Annotated in this window: 15 protein-coding genes; 4 read left to right on the forward strand and 11 right to left on the reverse strand. The window is 41.2% G+C overall.

The annotated features are described in order from the left end of the window. Positions 1–300: 300 nt before the first annotated feature. From FQ085_RS03440 to FQ085_RS03460, 5 genes are all read right to left on the reverse strand, one after another. A complete protein-coding gene (locus FQ085_RS03440) occupies positions 301–1,701 on the reverse strand; it encodes an O-antigen ligase family protein (protein WP_149455950.1) in 1,401 nt (466 codons plus the stop codon). A 14-nt stretch (positions 1,702–1,715) separates the two neighbouring features. Beyond that, complete coding sequence (locus FQ085_RS03445) at positions 1,716–2,831, reverse strand: glycosyltransferase family 4 protein (RefSeq protein WP_149455951.1); 1,116 nt, start codon at positions 2,829–2,831, stop codon at positions 1,716–1,718. A gap of 22 nt (positions 2,832–2,853) precedes the next feature. After that, entirely contained in the window at positions 2,854–3,726 is an 873-nt protein-coding gene (gene galU / locus FQ085_RS03450) for a UTP--glucose-1-phosphate uridylyltransferase GalU (RefSeq protein ID WP_149455952.1), read from the reverse strand. A gap of 369 nt (positions 3,727–4,095) precedes the next feature. Further along, complete coding sequence (locus FQ085_RS03455) at positions 4,096–5,367, reverse strand: nucleotide sugar dehydrogenase (protein WP_058384504.1); 1,272 nt, start codon at positions 5,365–5,367, stop codon at positions 4,096–4,098. Positions 5,368–5,383: 16 nt separating this feature from the next. Then, positions 5,384–6,100, reverse strand: coding sequence for a WecB/TagA/CpsF family glycosyltransferase (locus FQ085_RS03460; protein ID WP_149455953.1), 717 nt, complete (start codon positions 6,098–6,100; stop codon positions 5,384–5,386). Positions 6,101–6,233: 133 nt separating this feature from the next. On the opposite strand from FQ085_RS03460, the gene csaB reads away from it, so the two are divergent. The 4 genes from csaB (at position 6,234) to FQ085_RS03480 (ending at position 11,709) form a co-directional block, all read left to right on the forward strand. Beyond that, positions 6,234–7,343: a polysaccharide pyruvyl transferase CsaB gene (gene csaB, locus FQ085_RS03465; RefSeq protein ID WP_149455954.1), complete on the forward strand. Its 1,110-nt coding sequence runs from the start codon at positions 6,234–6,236 to the stop codon at positions 7,341–7,343. A gap of 23 nt (positions 7,344–7,366) precedes the next feature. Then, positions 7,367–8,542: a glycosyltransferase family 4 protein gene (locus FQ085_RS03470; RefSeq protein ID WP_058384501.1), complete on the forward strand. Its 1,176-nt coding sequence runs from the start codon at positions 7,367–7,369 to the stop codon at positions 8,540–8,542. A gap of 70 nt (positions 8,543–8,612) precedes the next feature. Further along, on the forward strand, positions 8,613–10,133 hold the full coding sequence (gene murJ, locus FQ085_RS03475; protein ID WP_149455955.1) for a murein biosynthesis integral membrane protein MurJ: 1,521 nt from the start codon (positions 8,613–8,615) through the stop codon (positions 10,131–10,133). Between the two features lie 7 nt (positions 10,134–10,140). Further along, positions 10,141–11,709: a hypothetical protein gene (locus FQ085_RS03480; RefSeq protein ID WP_149455956.1), complete on the forward strand. Its 1,569-nt coding sequence runs from the start codon at positions 10,141–10,143 to the stop codon at positions 11,707–11,709. A 311-nt stretch (positions 11,710–12,020) separates the two neighbouring features. On the opposite strand, the gene FQ085_RS03485 is transcribed toward FQ085_RS03480, so the two are convergent. The 6 genes from FQ085_RS03485 to FQ085_RS03510 all read right to left on the reverse strand — a co-directional run bounded on the left by FQ085_RS03485 (position 12,021) and on the right by FQ085_RS03510 (position 22,700). Further along, positions 12,021–14,024, reverse strand: a complete 2,004-nt coding sequence (locus FQ085_RS03485; RefSeq protein ID WP_058384498.1) for an S-layer homology domain-containing protein — start codon at positions 14,022–14,024, stop codon at positions 12,021–12,023. Positions 14,025–14,315: 291 nt separating this feature from the next. Next, positions 14,316–15,362 carry a C40 family peptidase gene (locus FQ085_RS03490; protein WP_143039495.1) on the reverse strand — a complete coding sequence of 349 codons (1,047 nt, stop codon included), beginning with the start codon at positions 15,360–15,362 and terminating at the stop codon, positions 14,316–14,318. A 309-nt stretch (positions 15,363–15,671) separates the two neighbouring features. Further along, complete coding sequence (locus tag FQ085_RS03495; protein WP_149455957.1) at positions 15,672–17,135, reverse strand: N-acetylmuramoyl-L-alanine amidase; 1,464 nt, start codon at positions 17,133–17,135, stop codon at positions 15,672–15,674. A gap of 386 nt (positions 17,136–17,521) precedes the next feature. Then, entirely contained in the window at positions 17,522–19,699 is a 2,178-nt protein-coding gene (locus FQ085_RS03500) for a 5'-nucleotidase C-terminal domain-containing protein (protein WP_149455958.1), read from the reverse strand. 316 nt (positions 19,700–20,015) lie between these two features. After that, the gene (locus FQ085_RS03505; RefSeq protein ID WP_149455959.1) at positions 20,016–21,434 is read right to left on the reverse strand and encodes an alanine/glycine:cation symporter family protein; all 1,419 of its coding nucleotides are present in this window, start codon (positions 21,432–21,434) and stop codon (positions 20,016–20,018) included. Between the two features lie 228 nt (positions 21,435–21,662). Then, complete coding sequence (locus FQ085_RS03510) at positions 21,663–22,700, reverse strand: CAP and S-layer homology domain-containing protein (RefSeq protein WP_149455960.1); 1,038 nt, start codon at positions 22,698–22,700, stop codon at positions 21,663–21,665. Positions 22,701–22,748: the final 48 nt, after the last annotated feature.

Consider the following 22,748-nt stretch of genomic DNA (forward strand, 5'->3'; position numbering starts at 1 on the left):
TGGAATCCATCTTTTTAAACCTCATCAAAAAAACAAATATTTATCAAAATAATATTTTAAAACTTTTAACTCCTATTTCTGTCGAATAAAACAAAGACTTTTTACTTACCACCTCTTTTCTTAACTAGTTTCAATAAAAAGTTTCTTCAAATTCAACTAGTCTTTGTACCCTCTCCTAGTAAGGACCTCTCCTATCCCTTGTTTAGCCTTGTTTTTAAACTTGCAATTGCGCTCCATAAAAAAAGCCCCGAAAGACCGCGTCATTACAACGCTACCTTTCGGGGCAAAACTTACGATTGGTTATTTTGATTCGAGCAAATCTTCATTCACTACTAACATGGCCAAAATTGCTGCGACATAAATTGAAACAGCAGGTGCCGTTAATACATGTCCCGCAGTGTACGCAATGCCGATGCCAAGAAGAAAGGCAACGCCGTACAAAATATAAAAATAGGTAAAATGGGTTTTGATATTGAACAAAAAGTGAAGCAGGAATTTACCGGTAAACCAAACGAACGGAATCATCATGTAAATGAAGGTCACCCAACCAAACGAATAAAACCAGTCATGAAAGTCCATTTCGATCATCGTCGGCGACTTGCCAGGGGCTGGCGTTTCATAATTCCCTGCAAAGCCTAAACCGAATAATTGCTGCATCATCGGCGAATTTTGAAAATCTTCCTTCATAAATTGTGCATAGGTTTCACGCGAACTAAACACTAAATTCTGTACTTGTGCACTTGTTATTCCGGTATCTTCTTCCTCTTCTTGTTGTTTTTCAAATCCTTCGTCACCTTCTACTAACACTTCATCTCCAGGACGGTCAACTGGTTCTCCGAAATTGATGCCGAGAGAAGTGATGTGAGCAAACATGTTGCCGAACACCGGCGTGACCGGCGTCACCGCAATTAAGACAACGGTTAAGAACGTCGCAATGAGCAAATTAATTTTAATGGTCGCCGTGCGTTTTTTCATAGCGAGCATGATTAAACTACCGATCACAACTGATAATAAGACAATAATAATGCCGCCATAGCCCACTTTCGTTCCTAACGCGAGCATGCCAACAGCTAACAGGATAAAAGGGATCCACGACCAAGATTTTTTCCAGGCATCGGTTTTCTCAATTGCATACAAAGCCATGATAGGCAAAATAATTGCCATGATGGCACCTATTTCATTACCGGCATAAAACCAACCTGTAAATCCCGTTTTCGTATGCGAATAATTAGACAAACTCGTACCCGTCAATTGGGCAACGATAAAAATAACACCAATGAATAGTCCAGCAACCCATAAATACTTGGTCGTTTGACTAGCAATGTCGTATTGTTTGTCTTTCAGCTGACGGTAAACAACTAACAACCCAAATAAGACGATGTGGAAATAAATAGCTTTGTTGAAAAACTTAAGTTCCTGGAACAAATAATAAGGGTCTTTAAGTTGAAGATTACTGACGATGTTAATACCAATTAGCAACGCTAAACCGATTAAATACCCAGTAAAAAGACGGCTGTTTTTGCTGGTCCTTGCCATCCACAAAAGAAATACGATCGCTAACGCCATATATGCCGTTCGAAGAAGTACTCCTACAGTTAGACTTGTATCTACCATAAAAATAGAAGCCGTCGTTAAAATATCGATGATCGGTTGTACGGCAATAAATGCGATAAAAAATAGTAGAATTTTTTTAGAGTCCATAGTTAAATCCTCTTTCATTTAGTTAGCTCTAATTTATGAAATATCGCAGAAAGTTTCGATTGAATCTTTCGCTGATCATAATTTTGCGCTGTTTCATAGGCAGCTTTAGCGATTTGTTGCTTTTCTTCCATTGTTAATTGGTTATACAGCTCCAACTGTTTAACCAAATCTTCCCACTCACCAGCAGTAAATAACCAGCTGTTGGCACCATCTTGGACATAGTCCAGTATGCCACCAATTCGGCTTGCTAGAATCGGTGTGCCACAAGCCATTGCTTCGAGACCAACCAATCCGAGACTCTCCCCTTTTCTCGTCGTCGGGAATATGAAAAGTTCAATGATGTTATAAATGGCCGCTAAATCTTGGTGTTTCATCAACGGAAAATGCACCACTATGTCGTCTAAGCCGAGATCTGATCTCATTTGAAAAAATGCATCGTCGTCTTTGCCTGAACCAACCATGATTAACCGTGTTTTGCTTTTTTCAGCTGGATTCTGCTCAAGAAAAGCAGAAAACCCTTTTAGTAAATGGTCCCAGCCTTTGCCGACATCCATCCGTCCAACGTAACCAAAATAACGCATTGTCGAATCTAATGCTAATTGTTCTAGCTGGCGTTGTCGTGCACTGGGATTCGGATAAAAGACTGCTGAGTTTACGCCACCTGACGGAAAAATTTCAATCGGTGTCGTCACTGCATATTTCTCGTGAACAAGCTCTTTGTAATAATGTGATGGCGTAATAATCATCGTAGATTGCTGCAATAGCTTTTTAACATAAGGTTGGAATTTTTCTTGAGAGGCTACTTCCGGAACCACGTCACTGCCATGAACATTTGTCATAATTTTGACAGATGGCTTTAGTTTTTTCAATAGTAAAAGCGGAAAAGCATTGTGAGCTGCATAATGCACATAAATCGCATCGTAGTTACCTGTTAGCCCTTTCCGAAGAACGTTGGCATAATGGCCAAGATAAGCCGCTATTTTTTGTGATTTTTTAATAGACTTTGTTACAACCGCTTTGTCTACAGTAAATCCTTCATCCGTTAAAATGGCTTCGGTGTTTTTTACAAAAACGCCGAAGCTCGGAAATTCTTCTGAAGGGTACATGTTTGATACGAGCAAAATTTTCAAAGATAGGCCTTCCTTTCGAACTTTACTTGTATTCTTCTAGTTTCAGTTTCATGAAATTCAGTAAATCTTCACGAAGTTCTGGACGTGCCAAAGCAAATTCCAGTGTTGTTTCAACAAACCCACGTTTTTCTCCTACGTCATAACGCTTTCCTTCGAACGCGTATCCGTAAACATCTTGCACTGCGTTTAATTGTTCAATGGCATCGGTTAATTGGATTTCTCCATTCGCACCGACTTTCATCTTATCTAAAAACCCAAAAATTTCTGGAGTGAAGACGTAACGCCCAATAATGGCTAAATTGGAGGGAGCCGTACCCGCTCTTGGTTTTTCGACGAATTTATTGGCTTTGTATAGCCGCCCCTCTACTGTGGACGGATCCATAATACCGTAACGATAGGTTTCTTCTTCTGGAACTTCCATAACACCAATGACCGAAGACTGCGTTTTGTTGTATTGCGCCATCAACTGCTGAAGTCCTGGAACTTCTGATTGAATAATATCATCGCCGAGCAACACAGCAAAAGGTTCATCGCCGATAAATTTCCGTGCAGTCCAAACTGCATGACCAAGACCCAGAGGTGATTTTTGACGGATATAGTGAATATCCACTTTGCTGGATAACTGAACGGCATTCAGCAATTCAAACTTTTCGGATTCCTCAAGACGCGCTTCCAGAAAAGGAGCCGAATCAAAATGATCTTCAATTGCCCGTTTGTCTTTTCCAGTCACGATAATAATGTCTTCAATACCCGAAGCAATTGCTTCTTCCACAATGTATTGAATGGTCGGTTTGTCTACAATCGGCAGCATTTCTTTCGGCATCGCTTTTGTTGCTGGTAAAAAACGCGTACCTAATCCAGCAGCGGGAATAATCGCTTTCCTTACTTTTTTCATAGGCTTGTCTCCTCGTTTAGTTGAAATTTTTAATTTTATAGTCGATATTCCGCAAAACAATTCCGCTTTCCTGCGGGCTTGCGCCGAACTAACTCGGGCTTAACGCCCGAGTGGATTTCGGCACTTCGCTATCCCGCTGGAGTCTCCATTGTTTTGCTCCATATCTTAATGGCAGTTAAATATTAGAACTTTTATTTATTTAATATGACTCCTAGAAGAAAGAGCGGAAGGTAGCGACTCCTGCGAGCCCCCGGCAGCCGACACCGCGACGTCCTGTCGCGCCAGCTGCATGACCCGCATCCTGCGGGCCCGAAAGCGTCCACTTGGGGCGATTTCTTCCAACCCATACCTCAAAGTTCCCTTCTTATTTCAGTTCTTCGAATCACCAAGTACGTACACATCGAAACCAGCAGCTTGCCATTTTTCACGGCTTATGCAGTTTTTTGTATCGACAATGATTTTGTTTTTCATCGAAGTCAACGTCATCGGATCTAAGTCTTTAAATACTTGATGATCCGTTACGATAACGAGTGCAGACGCGTCTTTTAAGGCTTCTTCTGCATGTTGTGTTTGCTGGTCAATATTATTAACTTTAATATGCGGATCGAATGCCTTCACATTGAAGTTGCGCAACGTGAACTGCTCGACAACATCTACTGAAGGGCTTTCGCGCATGTCGTCAATATTGCCTTTGAACGCTAACCCAAAAATAGCGATTTTCGGATCAACAATGCCTTTAGCTTTTAAAATGTCTGCTGTTAGCTGAGCTGTGTAGGCCGGCATGCCGTCATTTGTTTGACGAGCCAAATGGATCATTTTCGACTTCTGCGGATCTAATTCAACTAAGAACCATGGGTCGACAGCGATACAATGTCCGCCCACACCTGGTCCTGGCGTATGAATATTGACACGCGGATGGTAGTTCGCCAACTGGATCGCTTCCCAAATATTGACACCGATGTTTTGCGCAATCATGGCTAGTTCGTTTGCGAATGCAATGTTGACATCTCGGTATGTGTTTTCCATGACTTTTACAAGTTCAGCAGTGGTCGTATCCGTTTCGTGCATACGTCCTTCGACGAACGAATTGTATAACTCCGACGTCACGCGAGCAGATTGTTCGTTAATGCCGCCAATAATCCGGTCATTAGAGACCAATTCAGTAAATACTTTGCCTGGAATCACACGTTCAGGTGAATGAGAAACAAATAATTCCGTTCCCATGTTAAGACCTGATTGAATGAGTTCAGGGATCATGACGTTTTCCACCGTTTTAGGTGGCACAGTCGATTCAAGAATAACCAGATTGCCTTTTTTCAAAAACGGCACAACAGAAGCCGTTGCTTGACGCACGTATTCAAGTTCCGCTGTTTTATCCGGATTGATCGGTGAAGGCACCGCAATAATGAATACATCTGCCTCTACAGGTTTTGTGCCAACCGTAAAAGCACCGTTGTCGATTGCTGTGTCTAAACGCTCTTGCAATCCATCTTCTTCTATATGAAGTTCTTTATTCCCAATCATTTTCACTGCTTTTTCATTTATATCAACACCGTGGACCTGATGTCCGTGATTGGCAAACATAACAGCTGTCGGCAAACCGATATAGCCAAGACCGACAACACAGATAGACTTCTTCATTTTTACATTAGCTCCTTTAGCGTGATCGTAATACTTTCATTAAAAAAATGGGCAAATTCATTTGTCGTTTGATGCGAGACGGACTGGAAATTAATCGGTAAAGCCATTCAATTCCGAGCTTGCGAAAAAGTAACGGCGCTCGTTTAACGGTTCCGGAAAAGACGTCAAAACTGCCGCCGACTCCTTGGAATACTTGGACGTTTTGGAGTCGCTCCATGTTTCGTTGAATCCACAATTCTTGTTTTGGACTACCAAGTGCAACAAAAATGAGTTTTGCACCGCTCGTGTTAATCCGCTCAACGAGTGCATCTTCATCTTTTTCAAAGCCGTTGGTGTATCCCGCGACAAGGATTCCCGGATTGGTTTCTTGAATGCTGCTAATTGCTTTTGTGACCACTTCTTCTTGTGCACCGTAAAAATACACGGGAAGTTTTTCTGCAGTCGCAAATTCTAGTAACTTCGCCATCATATCGACACCTGTTACACGTGAAGTGATGTTGCCGCCTTTTATTTTAGCGGCGAGCAAAATGCCAATGCCGTCCGCAATCTGGTAAGTTGCCGAATTGATCAGTTGTTTCACTTGCGGATCCCGCTCAGCGGCAATGACCTTTTCCGGATTAACAGCGATGATGGTCGACTGATCTCCATTTAGAATCCGCTGTCTTAAATCTTCTATTATACCTTCATATGACAGAGGTGAAACATTCACCCCTAAATAGCTTTCTTTCATCATGAGTACCCTCTATTCGCTAGCTTTCAATTTTATTAGTATAGCAGATTTCAACAGTAGTTGCATAGGCTGTTTAACAAGTGATAGAATTTAGCAAGGACAAGGCTTGAGAGCTTTAGTTTGAGGAGGAAATAGTGTGAAAATAGTACTATCTGGCTTTTATGGATTGGGCAATACTGGCGATGAAGCCATCCTAAAAGCGATTATTGATAATTTAAGAGCCGAATTAACCAACCCCGAAATTACTGTGTTTTCCTTATCCCCAGACCAGACGGCAAAAGAATATGGCGTCAAATCGGTATACCGCGCATGGAGACGTGAAAACAAAGAAAAAGTAAAAGCGTTACGGAGTGCAGATTTGATGATTTCTGGAGGCGGCGGCTTGTTGCAAGACACCTACCCGACGAAATTTTTGTTTGGTCCACTTCCTTATTACTTGTTGATTGTCATGTTGGCGAAACTTTGCGGCACAAAAGTCATGTTCTTTTCACAAGGGATTGGCCCTGTGACATCAACTTGGGGTAAAATCTTGATGAAGCTCTTTGCGAACCGCGCAGATTTTATTACGGTACGTGATCAGTATTCGAAAGATTATTTGAAAAAGCTTGGTGTGACGCGTCCCGAAACAGTTGTGACTGCCGATATCGTTTTTGCGTTTAAAGCAGACGAAGAAGATCGTGCGTATCAGTCTCTGCCGTTGACCGGCGACGAAAAAATTGTGGCCGTTACGGTTCGTCCGTGGTTTAGTCATCCGGATTATATTGAGAAAACAGCTCACTTACTCGATCAATTGATCGAACAGCGCGGCGTGACACCGGTATTTGTTCCAATGGAAGGCAAATACGATGTGCCCGCTTCAAAAGACGTCATGGCAAAAATGAAACACGCAGACAAAACCTACTTGCTCGGTTCTGATTTTACGCCGAATGAGTTTTTGAATTTCATTCGCCATGCCGAACTAACTGTCGGTTTGCGCTTGCATGCGTTAATCTTCTCGGCTTTATCAAATGTGCCTCATCTTGGATTCAGCTACGACAAAAAAGTAGAAAGTTTCTTGAAACGTTCAGGAATGTGGGACTATTCTTTCCGTTTAGGTGAGATAGATGAAACCAAACTATTAACCAATGCGTTATACCTATTGGATAACAAAACACAAGCACAGCAAATTATGGAACCGAATGTGGCCAAGCTTCACGCTGAAGCGATGCGCAATATCGAATTGTTACAAGAAAATTTTGTGAAATAAGCTTTTTAGGAAGGAACTGTCAAATGAAAATTTTATTGGCAACAACTTACGACTATCCCCATTTAGGTGGACTTTCAACACATATGACGACATTAAAAACGGGTCTTGAAAATTTAGGACATACTGTTGAAACACTGTCTTTTTCAGACGTCCCTAAATGGCGCCGTGATTTTATCGCACGTGGCCCTTCTTTCTTACTGAATAAAGCATCCCTTGGAGCAGGTTACGTTTGGACCTTAAATCGCCGCCAGGAATTTCTGGAACAGATTTTAAAAGATGAAGCTTACAAGTCATTTGATGTGATTAATGCGCAAGATGTATTCGCAACACGTGCTGCGCTCAACGTGGGACTTCCTACAGTGACGACGACTCACGGTTACTTAACGTTTGAAGGCATCTCTAAAGGTTCTGTTGCAGAAGGCAGCAAGCACGCACAAAAGTTACTAGATGTGGAATACAGCATGTACAAAAAAACGCGCGCTGTGATTACGGTTGATACACGAATCAAGGAATATATAAAGCGCGAAGCGAATGTAGAAGCGTCGATGATCAAAAACTTTATCGATGTGGAAGATTTCAAACCCGAACTCGAACGTCGCGCCGAATTCCGGACGAAATACGGCATCGCGCAAGACGAGCTGATTTTCTTTATCCCTCGCAGGTTAACAAAGAAAAACGGTGTCATTTATCCGATCTTGTCGTTTCCACCGGTACTCGAAAAATACCCGAATGCTCGCTTGGTTTTTGCCGGTACTGGCGAAATGATGGAACAGATGAAAGCCAAAGCAAAAGAGCTTGGTATCGATAAAAACGTCACCATGCTCGGTGCAGTCGATCACAAAGACATGATTCAGTATTACGCACTTAGTGACATCGCGCTTGTCCCTTCTATCTATTCCGCGGGTGTCGAAGAAGCGACGTCGATTTCTGCTTTAGAAGCTATGGGCTCAGGTATTCCTTTGATTGCTTGTGCGGTGGGTGGATTAAAAGAAATTGTGGATCATAACACGGACGGACTGCTCGTTGAAGAGCAAAATGTAGAGCAATTATCGGACGCGATGATTTATTTACTGGCGAATCCACAAGAAGGCGAAAAACTGGCAACAGCTGCCCGCACTAAAATTATCGAGCAGTATTCGCATTTTGCGGCTGCTGAGAAATACGAAAAGATTTATCAACAAGCGCTCACAACAAACTGAGTATCCAAAGAAAAAGTGGCCGGTTCTCTATTTTGAGCCAGCCGCTTTTTGCTGAGAAAGAAGTGAATTTATGTCGAGTCTTAAAAAAGCGGCTATTTGGACGACTGGCCTGGCTCTGTTATTAAAACTATCGGGATTACTACGCGAATCGATTGTCGCCCGGGAATTCGGTGCTTCTGCTGAAACAGATGGTTATTTTTTGGCTTTTTCCTTTATTACATTAGTAGTGGCCATGATCGCTACTGGCTTTAATAACGTCTTCTTGCCGCTGTATATTAAACGGCGACAAAGTAAATTGGATGTAACCGATCGCAACGCAAATGCGCTTTTAAACTGGACGATGTTGCTGTTTATCGGTGTGTCGATTGTCGGCTGGTCCACTGCCGGTTGGATCGTGCCGCTCATCTATGGCAACATGCTGCCAGAAACAGAAGTTATTGCGATTCAGATGACGGAAGTCTTTTTTATCTTTATGACGTTTATCGCATTAGCAGGACTTTTAGAATCTTACCTTCAATCACGCCGCATTTTTGTTCCGACTCTTGTATCCAAGCTACTGGCGACATTTATGTCCGCCATGTTCGCGTTGTTGTTTAGTGACATATGGGGCATTTATGCATTAGCTTATGGATTTGTGACAGGAACCATTATCGGTGCCATCATCCAGATGTATTATTTGATCAAATCAAATTACAGCTGGCAGCCAACGTTAAAGTTGGAGTCTGATTTCCGAAAAGCTTTCGTTATTTTAATCATCCCTTCTCTTTTAAATTCGGTTGTCGGGCAAGTAAATTTGTTCGTCAATAAAGCTTTTGCCTCAGGGACGATTGAAGCGGCTGTTTCTTATTTGAATAACGCTTCGTTGATCATTAGCATCCCAACGGCCATTTATGCGGCTACTTTGGCAGCAATCATTTTCACCTTAATGTCTGAACAAGCAACGGATCCAGCCAAATTCAAAGATACTTTATTTTTAGGCATGGAAATTTCGTTTGTTACGCTTGTGCCGATTTCTGTTGGTTTGTTAGTCGTGGGTGATGCCATTATTTCGTTCATCTACGAAGGCGGCGCGTTTACTGCACAAGACGCAGACTATACGTATATGGCCTTACTGTTCTATTTGCCTATCATCATTTTCCAAGGTATGCAATTGATGCTGTCAAAATCGATGTATGCTCGCGGTAAAACAGCAGTGGTTCTTCGGATTAGCGTGACGACCATCGTACTGAACTTCTTGTTAAACTGGTTCTTAGTAGATGATTATGGCTATTTGGCGTTGGCTTTTGCTGCCTCTATCGTTTCGATCTACTACTTCACTTTATCAATGGTCGTTGTCTACAAAGATTTAGGCATGCACGAATTTAAACGCTTCGTGTCCATGGCAGTTCGTGTGATTGTACCGGCTACGGCGATGGGGTTTGCTGTATGGGGCGCAAAGACAGCCTTGTCAGCATCTGAATGGCCCGCACTTGTTCAACTGGCTGTTCTTGTTCCTATTGGAATTGTTGTTTACGGCGTGCTGCTGCGGTTCATGCACCCAGCCGGATTTGCACGTTTTGTGGGATTAATCAAACGGAAAAAGAAAGGATGATCACGTGTTGAAGAAAGTCTTTTGGGGAGCTGGCCTTTTTTTACTGGTTGCTTCGCTCCTACTCGCTGCGTTTTTCTTCGTCACAGAAAATCGCGTTATTTACGAAGGCGATGAATTGGCTGTGACCATTGAATTGCCAGCTCTATTTACGATCATGCCACCTGAAAAAACAGAACGTACAGTTGAAAACACGATAGACAAAAGTCACCGTGTACACATCGAGTTGTTTGGCGTGGAAGTGGGCTTTGTTGATATTACGGAACGAACTTTAGGCAATGGTTCTACCTTTCTTTTTGAACGCTTTGAAAACAATAGCTGGTTGTTCTTTCCTGCTACGGTCGTTGTATCGGGGTTAGAAGACCCTGAATTCACCAGTTGGAATCCTGCTATTATTGAACATGAGTACCATGATGTTTTCGGAATGGACCCTACTGTTAATCCGTTTGGTACACTGAAAAGTTCCGATTTCGAGCTTCTTCAAAGCAATGTCTATGTGTCTAAAAAAATGCAAACCGACTACGATGACGGAACAAGCAGTCATCTTCGCAAGCTTTCTAAAGAAGTACGAGACCTAGAAATTTCGGGCAACACCCTCGTCAAGAAGTTTTGGTTACAGCCCCTTCAGCTGGCTGAATCTTGGGCGATGATTTCAGAAAAGCCGTTGTTTTCGTCAACCGCATCCGAAGAAGAGTGGATTGATCATTCCTTGAACAATCAAACCGTTCAACTAAACTGGCTGACAACCGACGGCCCTTATACCAAACTGCCTTTTTCGATTGAACCTAGCTCCAAAATGGGCTATGGCCGCGCAATTGGTCGTTTCGAAGACGATGAGGCCTTACGCTGGAACCAAAAAGACCCTTCTGCTTTTCACGAAACGATGATTTTAAACTCACGTGTCAACTTACTTTATTACTTGGCTGAGTTTGACGGATCGCGTTGGCCCACTGAATATACCAGCACATGGTTAAAAAACGCTTATGAAGTCACGGCACCTTATGTGGATACTCGTTATAACGAATACGTCGCATTTTACTTGGATGAAACTGCTGAACTGTATGACGACCAAATTGAGCAAAATGAGTTAGCCGTGGAAACTTATGCTGATTATTTGTTAACGCAGATCAACGCCGAACAAACACTTCCTACTGCTAACGGATTTTTAATCGTAGATTATTTTGATGAAGATGACCAAACGCCGTTAACGCATGCTTCGTTAAACCACGAATTAGGCGGCTTAAAGATTTTGCTACAGGCCTATGGGGATACAGAAAATAAGGATTATTTAGAGGCAGCCGAAAGCGTAACGAGCGGCATCGAAGAATTTGGTCAGAATGCTGGCGGATGGATTCGCGAAAACGGGGATCTCTGGTACCAGGCGCGTCCTGATGGGACATTTAGCGGAGATGATTATCCTCAGCTGACGTTACTGGATTTACTGGAAACGCAATTATTGTTAGAAAAACTGGGAATGGAACGCAATGCCTATTTTGATGACATGATTGATTCGAAACTTCTTTATTTAGAGGAAGAGAACATTGAATTGATTGAAAAAGTGACGATTCTGATGGAGTAGTGTTAGGAGTCATTTTGAATTAAGTGGTATGCAAAAAGAAAAAGATTTAATCAAAATAAATAACTGTGTATAAGTCAACCGGTTTGACCACCGAATCTAGTTTTCATAAGCACTCTCTCAAGGATTTGGAGCGCAATGCGATCAGGAGGCTCAAGCTTCATCCTCGGCAACTGACATCGCGTCAGCATGGAGCGCAGAGTCTTATATATCAATGATGAAGTGATTATAAAAATTCTTTTGTCTACGACCCGAAAAAACAAAAGGCGTGTTGGATTTTATCCAACGCGCCTTTTGTTTTTTATTTGTCGATATCAATTAATAGGATCAACTAAGTCGGAACGAATCCACCCTACACCGTTATTCGTATCTGCCTCAGGATTCAAGTCAGAAATGACTTTGTACCAAGTATAGCCATCCGTTGCTTTTTGAGTGTCTAGAATGACGACAGGATAACCAAACGCATTGTTGACACCTAGGTTTCCACGCTTGAATTGATACAATACCGTCGGACCGTTTGGTGCGTTTCGAACGTTTGTTGAAGCGGTATTGGTAATGCCTAATTTGTGTTGCCCGATGTCTTTTTTGCCTAATTCTAAATCTGCACGGAACATGTGTCCCGCTACTTTCGCACCCCATGTCGGATCTGAAGCATAGCTAACGTTAAAGCCTGTCGTCTTGTTGCCAGGACTTGCTCCGTTTGCATAGCCACCGAGCGGATTTGCGTAATTGCGGTTCATGTACTCGCGTGCAAAAGCATCGATACTTGCTTCGGGTTTAGAGTAAACCGTGCCTTCATGTGGAGAGCCGTCAAAAACACGAATTCCGAACAAGTTGTTTTTGGTCTGTGCATTGCCACTCATGCCATAAGCACTTTCGTGCATGGCAGCAGATAGCATGAACAAAGCGTTGACATTGTATTTGTTTTGCATCGCAATAAAATATTTACCCGTACCAATTAACTTCGACTTGTTTACTGCGTCTTTATATGTTCCTGAACTCGTCGTGACTGCTTTTAGTTTGCTCATCACATATTGATCTAGCTGTTCAGCAGTGTAATTGGTAGTTGTGCGAACAGATTGATATTGGAAATAAGGGTAGTGAACAAACTGAGTAACTCCTGCTGCATTGGCAAAATGTATCCCGTCTTTGCTGTAGTATTTTACTCCTTCAGCCATTTCTGAAGGCGCAGGCCCAATTGAATGGCTAGCGCGAGTTTTACTAACGTAATTGTATTGGTAATGCTCTAGCGTTCCCCATTTGTTTTTCAAGTAATAGTCTTGATTTGTAATTAGTTCTGAAGGAACAAAATCCACTTCGCTATGTTTTGCATACCCAATCGTTCCACCCACTTGAACTTTTACAAATTCTTCAGTTGAATCGATATAACGCAATTCTCTGCCGTGTTCGATGTATGTAGCTTGTTTGGTGAATTGAGAATCATAATAAATGGTGGTCACTTCTTTTGTACCGCTCCCTGAAACTCGATTACCAAAAGCCAATCCACTCTTCATCTGAATGATTTCATCTCCATGGAAAATGACTTGTGCAGTTGGAACCTTTTTAAACGATTCGACCGCTAGCTGATAGTCTTTATGACCGTACTGCTGTTTGACGAGTACGCCTTTATCTACATACCCAAGATAATACAACGATCCATCATTTGGTATGTCTGGCAAAATCGGTGGCACACTTGCTTTTTCATGAGCCAACAAGAAGCGATAGATAAAAGCAGCAGCTTGTTCACGGCTAGCAATATCTTTCGGTCCGTATTTTAAACCGCCCTTCCCATCCGGCATACCTTCTGTAATCTCGTAATGAACAATCGCAAATACTGCGCGAATCCCGCCAGAAGAAACAAAGTCTTCAGCATCTGAAAACTCGATGCGCTTTTCTATTAACTCCATGTCTTGGTATTCAAGAACATTTTTTAAGGTTTGAGCCATTTGTTCGCGTGTAATGTTAGCAGTTGGCCGGAATGTGCTGTCTGTAACTCCGACCATCAAGCCTGCACTATAGGCTGCTCCAATTTCATTTGAAAGGCTAGAATTTTTTGGAACGTCTTTAAACGGGTGGATTCCTGCTGGTAAATTTAATGCACGGTTAATAAATGCAGCAAATTGTTCCCGGGTTACATTAGCTGTCGGCTTATATGTACCGTCTTTGTACCCTGTCAAAATTCCTTTTTGCACCATTTCTTTCATTTCTTTTTCTAGCGCACTGCCAGGTACAATGTCAGTAGCTTCACTGCTTGAGGCAAAGCCAAAAATACCGGTAATTAGTAAAATAATGACTGCTAACTTATTGACTGTCTTCATATGTGCCCCCTGTTGAGTGTACGAATAGCGTTTTGCAACGCATCCTACTCGTAGTTTTGAATCATCCTAATAGTTCATTAGTTGCCAATATAAACCTCTTTTATACATAGTTTATAGTAAAAATATGTTTTAAAGAAGGAGAATCTGGGAATACACTAAAATAAGATCCTTATGCCTAATGTGATTTAACTACATCAAAAAAAAGCTCTCGAAACTGATTCTTTACACCTATCTCTAGTACCAAAAAAAGAACCTTTCCCCTTGTAGAGAAAGGTTCTTTTGCGTATTCGATTACTTCACTCTCATTGCACTGTATAACCCAGCTGCAAATTCTGAACGATTTGCATTTTTGGACTCATAATATCTTGATGTTTGGAAAACCGTTGTTTGATCAATTGCTTTAAGGGTAACGATAGGCTTGTGAGCCCAGAATGTTGAAGGAATATCTAAATATTTTATAGACGATGTACTCGCTTGTGCTTTGCTGGACTCAGACATTTTAAAGGCACGATCTAAAATAACTGCCAATTGCGTTTTTGTTAACGTATCATCTACGCCGTATGCGCCATTTGTGTACCCGAGAATAATTCCTGACTGATTCATCGCTGCAATGTCTTTTGCAAAACGATGTGTCGTTGAAACATCTGTGAACTTAACAGCGCCTGATGGTTCAAGTTGCAACACACGATTCACCATAGCTGCTGCTTGTCCACGCGTGATTGATTCATTTGGACGGAAGTCCTGCTTTTCAAAACCATTAATAATTCCAGAAGTATTTAATGATTTAATCGCTTTATAGGCTGGATGCGTCGCAGCCACATCTACAAATTCACCATCTGTTACTGGTGGCAACACCGCTTGAATAGGTGGCGTAACACTTGTTGCACCACTTAAGCGTTTGGCACCCGCGTATTTAGGTCCCCAGTAAGGATTTGTATCAAGGTTCGAAATTGCTACACCTTTACTTTCTGCTGAAATTACGTCGCCGTCTCCCAAATAAATACCTGTATGAGAAATTCCCGGCTTATATGTATTGGCAAAGAATACTAGGTCACCTTCTTGAAGGTTACTCTTCGAAACAGGTGTCCCTACATTAAATTGTTCTGCTGAAGTTCTTGGTAACGAAATACCGAAATTTTTGAATACATGCAGGATATAACCTGAACAATCGAATCCCGCTGTAGTAGTGCCACCAAATTTGTAAGGTGTTCCTTTAAATTTAAGAGCATAACTGGCAATATCGTCTGGTGCTGTTGCCTTAGCTTCAGTAGATAAAAACGGACTGACTACTGAAAGTATTAGTACCATCATCATTATTAGCAATATGCGATTCTTCAATTTGTCACCTCTTATTGTTTTTTGATCCGGTTAGCTGATCAAGCACCGAATCATCTAATCGTGCTGTTAACCTAATTTTGATTTTAACAGACAATTCTCACAGTTATTGTTACATTTTCATTACATTTGTGTAACAAGTCGCTTTTATATGTTTAATAATTACAATAAAAAGGTATATATTTTTTCAGAATCAAGGCCCTTTTGTTTAGTCAACAGTATTTTTTTTCAAATTTTAATATGCTATTCCCTGAATACAAAACCCCCACCTGATGACAATACCGGTGGAGGTTTTGTGGAAAAGAATACATATTAGTGAAGTCGTTTACTTGGTGAAGATCCAGCTACACTGTAATACTGAGCTAAATCCGTGCGTCCTTCGTAATGGTAATAGTAATCCAGAGTGGCTAAGAATAAGGCTCTGCCCATATTTTTACGATGAGTTTCTGATTGAATGTATTTAATATCCGTTGCACTGTCAATAAAGCCCATTTCAACTAAAGTAGCAGGCACTGTATTTTGACGCAATACGGCTAAATTGCCTTCTTTTACTCCGCGATTAACTAACGGCCAAGCTTCTTGCATTCTGCCAAGCATATAGATAGACAGCGCTTTAGACTGATTTGTATAGGGATTTGTTGCAGCTCTTGAACTATAGTAAAACGACTCTTGTCCATTAGCCGAGTTGTTGAAAGCATTGGCATGAATACTAACAAATAAATCGCCGCCGTATTTCCCAGCAAATTGAGCACGCTGTGTCAAACTCGGGAACGTATCACCTGTCCGTGTCATTTTCACTTGAATCGCCGTCTTGTCGAAATAAGCTTTCATGTGATTGCCAACATTTAGCACAACATTTTTTTCTAAAAATCCGAAACCATCTGCTCCTGGGTCACTACCACCGTGCCCGGGATCAATAATTACTGTGATATCATTGCCAGCTGCTGGGGGAGGAGCCGGCAGTACAGCAGATGGTTTTTTTGATTGTAAATAGGATTTATCAACATATCCTTTAAGGTTATTGACTTTAATATATGCCCAGTTGCCAGTGTAACTTGCAACACTTACTGCTTGTCCGTGTGTAAGTTTCGCAATAACATTTGAAGGCGAATTGGTAATTTGCGGTTTAGAGCGCATATTCAATGTAGTCGATCCTACATTCACGTATTGTGTTGTTTTAAAAATAGAGGTATCTCCACTCTGCACACGGAAATCTGCATTGAGTGTTCTTGCTAAGAATACAGCAAAGTCTGAACGAATAATCGTAACGTTCGTTCCAAAGCTGCCATCTGTCATTCCTTGCGCAATTCCTTTATCCATCAGAATCTGAGCAGAGTTTGATGAATTGGTGCCTCCTAGATTAAAAGCACGATTGATTAAAATTGCCATTTCACCACGATTTAACTTAGCATTCGGACGGAACGTTCCATCGCTATAGCCGCTAATTACTTTTTTATTAACAAGTTCCACGATATAACCTGAAGCCATGTTGCCAGCTCCAACATCCTTAAATCCCGTATCACGTTTCGTACCATTCAACCCTAAAGATCTGCCAATCATTGCAGCAGCTTCTCCTCTTGTCACTTCTCTATCAGGCACAAAGTGAGTTGACGTTACACCGTTAATGATGTTCTTATTCACTAAATAAGATATTTCAGTTACAGCACGGTGACTATCCCCAATATCTTGGAAATTTCCACTTGCTTCCACATGACTGTTAGGGACTATTACTGAAGAAATGAGTGCTATACATAGTAAAATTATCCACTTTTTCAAACTTATATTCCTCCTAGATGACTTTGTTAATCAACACTTTAAACTATAAATCATATAAATTCTATGTAACTTTAAGACTATTTACTTTATTTAACAATTAAATTTAAGAACTATAGTGAACCAAAAGTCACTTATTGGATCTTTACTTAAACGTCAGTGTTTCGGTTTTATTACTTTTTTTTCATCTTGTTCTTCTTTTTAACTCATTGAGACATCTCGTTTAATTGCATTCCGGTGAGAAGAAAACACTCTGTCTTTTGACTCATAGTAAATTTATCTTAGCGACCATACATTTCTTTCATTTTCTAAAAAAAATTTTGATCACAAAAAAAAGCTTTGCCCTTTTTACTCAGGACAAAGCTTTCGACAATAGTAAAGTTACTGAATTATTGAGGTGTGTTAATTTCGACAATACGTCCTTCAACTTTAGGTGTAATTTGACCAATCCGCTCTAACTCTTCTTGGAAGTTAATCCAATCTGAGATGCCCAAATCAATCGCGCGACCTTCAGCGTAGGCTTTCGCTAACACGTCATAACCATCTCCGCCTTTAGCTGTAAAGGCATTAGTAGCCACTTTGTATGTTGTTGAATCTACTAAAGGTGTTTTAACTCCGTTCGCATCAACAAACGTAATTGACACAATTTTCGATCCGGCAGGTTTTGATGCATCAAAACGAATTTCGGCTCCAGCCACATGCAAGAATCCGCCATTTTCGTTTGGATACTGACCTACACTGATTTCAAATGCTTGTTTGATTTCAGCACCTGTTAAATCCATTGTCGCTAATGTGTTGCCAAATGGTAATACAGTGATGACTTCTCCCACTGTAATTGGTCCCGCGTTAATCCCAGAGCGAATCCCGCCACCATTTTGGAAAGCCATTACAGTTTCTGGACTAAAAGTTCTTGCTTTTGCCAGCATGCCGTCCGTAATAATATTGCCTAATGGTGTCTCGTTGCTGCGCACGCTAGCTCCAGTTGTATTGCCTTCATCACCCGATCGTGGATTGAGGAGAGCCGATACAGCAACTGCTGCCGTTTCTTCTTCTTCAATTTCTTTTACTCTGTCTGTATAAGGTTTAAGGATTTTCAGCGCTTCTGCATCTTCAGCTTGCGCCTCAATTTTGATCAACTCGCCGCCATATGCATACACTTCGCCATGCTCGTCAAATTCAACATTCAAGGTTCCTAAACTATCACCGTATTGTCCCGTTTGAACAATAATTGTTGGCGCCTCAAACTTATTCACCAAGACAGGATTAGTTAACTTTGTATGCGTATGCCCTCCTACAATGACGTCAATTCCTTCGACTGCTTTTGCTAATTCTTGATCGTTATCTACGGCAGCGTTGTCATCAAATCCAATGTGCGTCAGAGCGACTACTTTATCAATTCCCATTTTTTCAAATTCGTCTACCATTTTTTGAGCTTCATCGATGTAATTTGAGAACGTGATATCGCCCGGGCTGGAAATAGCAGCTGTATCTTCTGTTGTAAGACCAAATATCCCTACTTTTTCGCCATTAATTTCCTTTACCATACCTGAATAAATATTTCCTGATTCTGCTTTTGTTGGAATTTTTGCTTGGAACAAGCCTTCAAACAACGGATTCTTCGAAAAATCTGTATTAGCAGATAAGAATGGGAATGTGGCAGCTGTGACGAAATCTTTTAATGCCTGATGTCCTTCATCAGAAGAACCTAAGTCAAACTCATGATTTCCGAAAGTCATCGCATCATAGCCCATTAAATTCATCATTTTAACATCCGGTTCCCCAGTGAATTCGTTAAAATACAACGTTCCAGAAAATACATCCCCAGCATCTAGCAATAAAGCATCCGGATTTTTTGCTCGGAATTCCTTCACAGCCGTTACGCGTTTAGGGGCTGACGCTAAGCGAGCATGTGTATCATTTGTATGCATCAAAGACATCGAGAATAACTCTCTCTTCAAATCTTCTTTTGCTCGGAAAATGAATAATGCCATTTCTCCACGTGTCAGATTGAATTCTGAACCGTATTGCGTTTTAGATTTCCCTACTGTAACGCCATTTTTAAGTAATGCGTCTACGTATTTTGCAAATTTGGAGTTGACATCAGTAAATTGTGTTGTTGTTACTTTGTCATCTATATCGTATTGTGCAGCGCCGGCCAAGATTTTCGAAAGTTCGTTTCGTGTCAGCAAATCTGTTGAACCAAAGCGTTTTGCTGTTTTCCCGTGAACAATACCTGCTTGCACTAAAGCGTCTACAGCCCACTTGGCTGAAGCCGGAACGTCTGTAAATCCGGAATCGTTAAAATCTTGATTTGAATTAAATCCTATTGCCCGCGCAATCATTACAGCTGCATCTTGTCTTTTTATGTTTTCCGCCGTACCGTAATGTGTTTCAGAAATACCATTGGTAATGCCATTTTCAACTAAAAAATTAACCGCTTTCATGTAACGGTCGGAAACATCTTGAAATTTCGTCGTATCCGCTGATACGGTTGAAACTGCGGAAGCCACCATTGTTACAGCGATTGCCGAAGCGATGAATTTTTTGTTCTGTAAGACATTTGTCATGTGCTCTTTCCTCCTTAAGGATTATGTTTCTCATTGCTCTTCTACTTTACCAAAATAAACAAGGTCCAGCTAGACAATTTACACAAAAAACACATTATTCTTTTAATTGTTCTGTAGGTTAAATGACACACTCATGTTTTGGCTCCACTATTTAGTTAGGCGTTTACTCGACTCCTATTGATAGACTTCATAAAACCGATGGTAACGCTCGATTCTACTTCGCAAAAATCGAGGGATCCCATTTAAAAATTCATCCCTTCTATTTTCTTGAAATCTAAAAAACCCTTTTGCCAATTAGCAAAAGGGTTTTTCTTTATTATTCGTGACGGCTTTCGCCTTCACCCCAACATTCTGTGTTTTTTAAACCGGGAATGTTTTTCGCAAAGAATACTGGATTTTTTCCAGCTTTACGTTGTTCTGTATAATCGTCGAGTACCTTGAAAGCCGTTTTGCCAAGCATCGCAATGACGACCAAATTGAGTACGGCCATGAAGCCCATGAACAGATCAGCCATATTCCAAACCAATTGAACTTGAGCGAGTGCACCGAACATGACCATCGCCAAGACACCAAAACGGTAAGCCATTAACCAACCGCTATGCGCATTGATAAATTCAATATTCGTTTCACCGTAATAATAATTACCAATAATTGAACTAAAAGCAAAGAACAAAATAGCAATTGCTAAAAAGTAAGGCGCCCAGCTACCCAGGTGGACATCCAGTGAAGCTTGCGTCAGAAGAATTCCTTCTTTTTCACTCGTTGAATACAATCCGGCTAGGATGATGATAAAAGCCGTTGCCGAACAAATAACAATAGTGTCGAAGAACACTCCTAAACTTTGAACAAGTCCTTGCTTCGCTGGATGCGAAACGTTGGCAGATGCTGCTGCGTTTGGTACAGAACCCATACCGGCTTCGTTGGAAAACAATCCCCGACGAACACCTTGCATGATGGCTGCACCAATACCGCCGCCAACTGCTTCTTCTAAACCGAAAGCACTTTTCATAATCAAACTAAAGACAGCCGGAATTTCAGTAAAATTCATGATGACAATATACAAGGCCACAATGATGTACACAGTTGCCATGATCGGTACGACTATTTGTGTCACACTGGCGATTCGTTTAACGCCACCGAAAATAACGACCGCTGTCAAAAGAACAAGTCCCAATCCAACCGACCAATCGGGAATATTGAAGACATCTTCAAATGATTGCGCGATGGTGTTTGATTGAACCGAGTTGAAGATAAATCCAAACGCCAACGTTAAGAGAATCGCAAAAACGATTCCTAATTTGCGGTTACCCAACGCTTTTTCCATATAATAAGCGGGACCGCCACGGAATTGTTCACCGTCACGTACTTTGTAAACTTGAGCCAATGTACTTTCGATGAATGCAGTAGCCATTCCGATAATCGCGACCATCCACATCCAAAAAACAGCTCCAGGTCCCCCAATGGCAATTGCCAAAGCGACACCGGTGATGTTCCCTGTTCCTACACGTGAGGCAGTTGAGATGGTAAAAGCTTGGAAAGCAGATACGCCGCTGTCCCCGTCTTTTTTCTCAGTAATCACTCGGAACATCTCGCCAAACAAGCGAACTTGGACGAATTTGGTACGAATGGTGAAATAAAGGCCGAGGCCCATCAGTAATGCAATTAATATGTATGTCCACAGTAAAGTATTAACGTTATCAACGAACCACGTGATCCCATCTAAAAAAGCATCCATTTAAATTCTCCCCTTTTACTCAACTTGTTATCAATACCCTGTCACCAGTAGCTAAAACATTTTTCTGCTACTAGATATAAAAATGAGACCCTCTGTAAAAGAGGGTCTCGGATATCGGCTCACTCTCATTATATCACCTGATTAAAGGTGATGAGAATTTTTAGTATTTTAAGTTATTTCCCGGGGAATATTGATGGCTTCATGTACCGCTTTTACATACCTTTTTCGTTACCTAATCGCATACATATGCACCCAATAAGGGAATCCGTCTGAATCTTCCGTATACCCTACGCCAATTACTGTATACGATTTTAATAAAAGATTGTCTTTATGGCCTGAAGATTCCATCCATGCATCCACTGTTTCGTTTGCAGTTATATACCCACTCGCTAAATTTTCGCCTACTTGATTGGTTGGGTAGCCTAAATCAATTGCCATTTCCCACGGCAAGCCATAAGTTGGAGAGCTATGAGCAAAATAATTATTGCGCGCCATGTCTTCTGCTTTTAGTTGAGCAATTTTGGTCAAAGCTGAGTCTTCCTGTAGCTTTCCTGCACCTGCTGCTTGTCTGATTTCATTGACCATTGCGATGGTGTCGTAGGCAACTGATGTCACACCTGAATATGCTTTTTTTGCCTTGTCGTAAGTAATCGTTTTCGCATTGACACGTTCTGAGAATTGAATAGACCGTTCAATAAAAGCAGCCAATTGTGCGCGTGTTACTAAAGTCTCCGGCTGAAACGTTGCTGTTGTTACCCCTCTGGTAATATTAACTTCCGCCATCGTCACTATATAAGAATGTGCCCAATGCGTTAAGGGAACATCTTTAAAACTAATTTCATCGTTAGCGTCTACCGTAATATCAAAACCTGCTACTACAATTTTCGCCATCTGCGCTCTTGGTAAAGGATTGTCTGGATTAAATTTCGTAGCATCAGCAAATACGCCTTTTTCAGTTAAAGCAGCAATTTCTTTATAGGCATAGTGAGTAGTTGGAACATCTGTGAATGTGGGTTTGAACCTTGTGTTCAAATCGATTTTTAAGGTTTTAGCTAAAATTAATGCTGCTTGTGCTCGTGTCACATTATCATTAGGACCAAATTTTCCGTTACTGTACCCATTTAAAATTCCCGCTTTGGATAAATTATGAATTGAATAATAAGCAAAATGATATTTTGACAAGTCCGGAAAGTGGTGAGCTTGAACAGATGAGACAGGAAGTAAAAATAAGAGAGCGATTAGTATAGAAACAATATTTTTTTTCATATGCCCTCCTTCCTATTTGAGATCTCTCAAATATGCTTTTTTCACTCT

This window comes from Planococcus sp. ANT_H30 (genome assembly GCF_008369335.1).
GTDB classification, from domain to species: domain Bacteria; phylum Bacillota; class Bacilli; order Bacillales_A; family Planococcaceae; genus Planococcus; species Planococcus kocurii.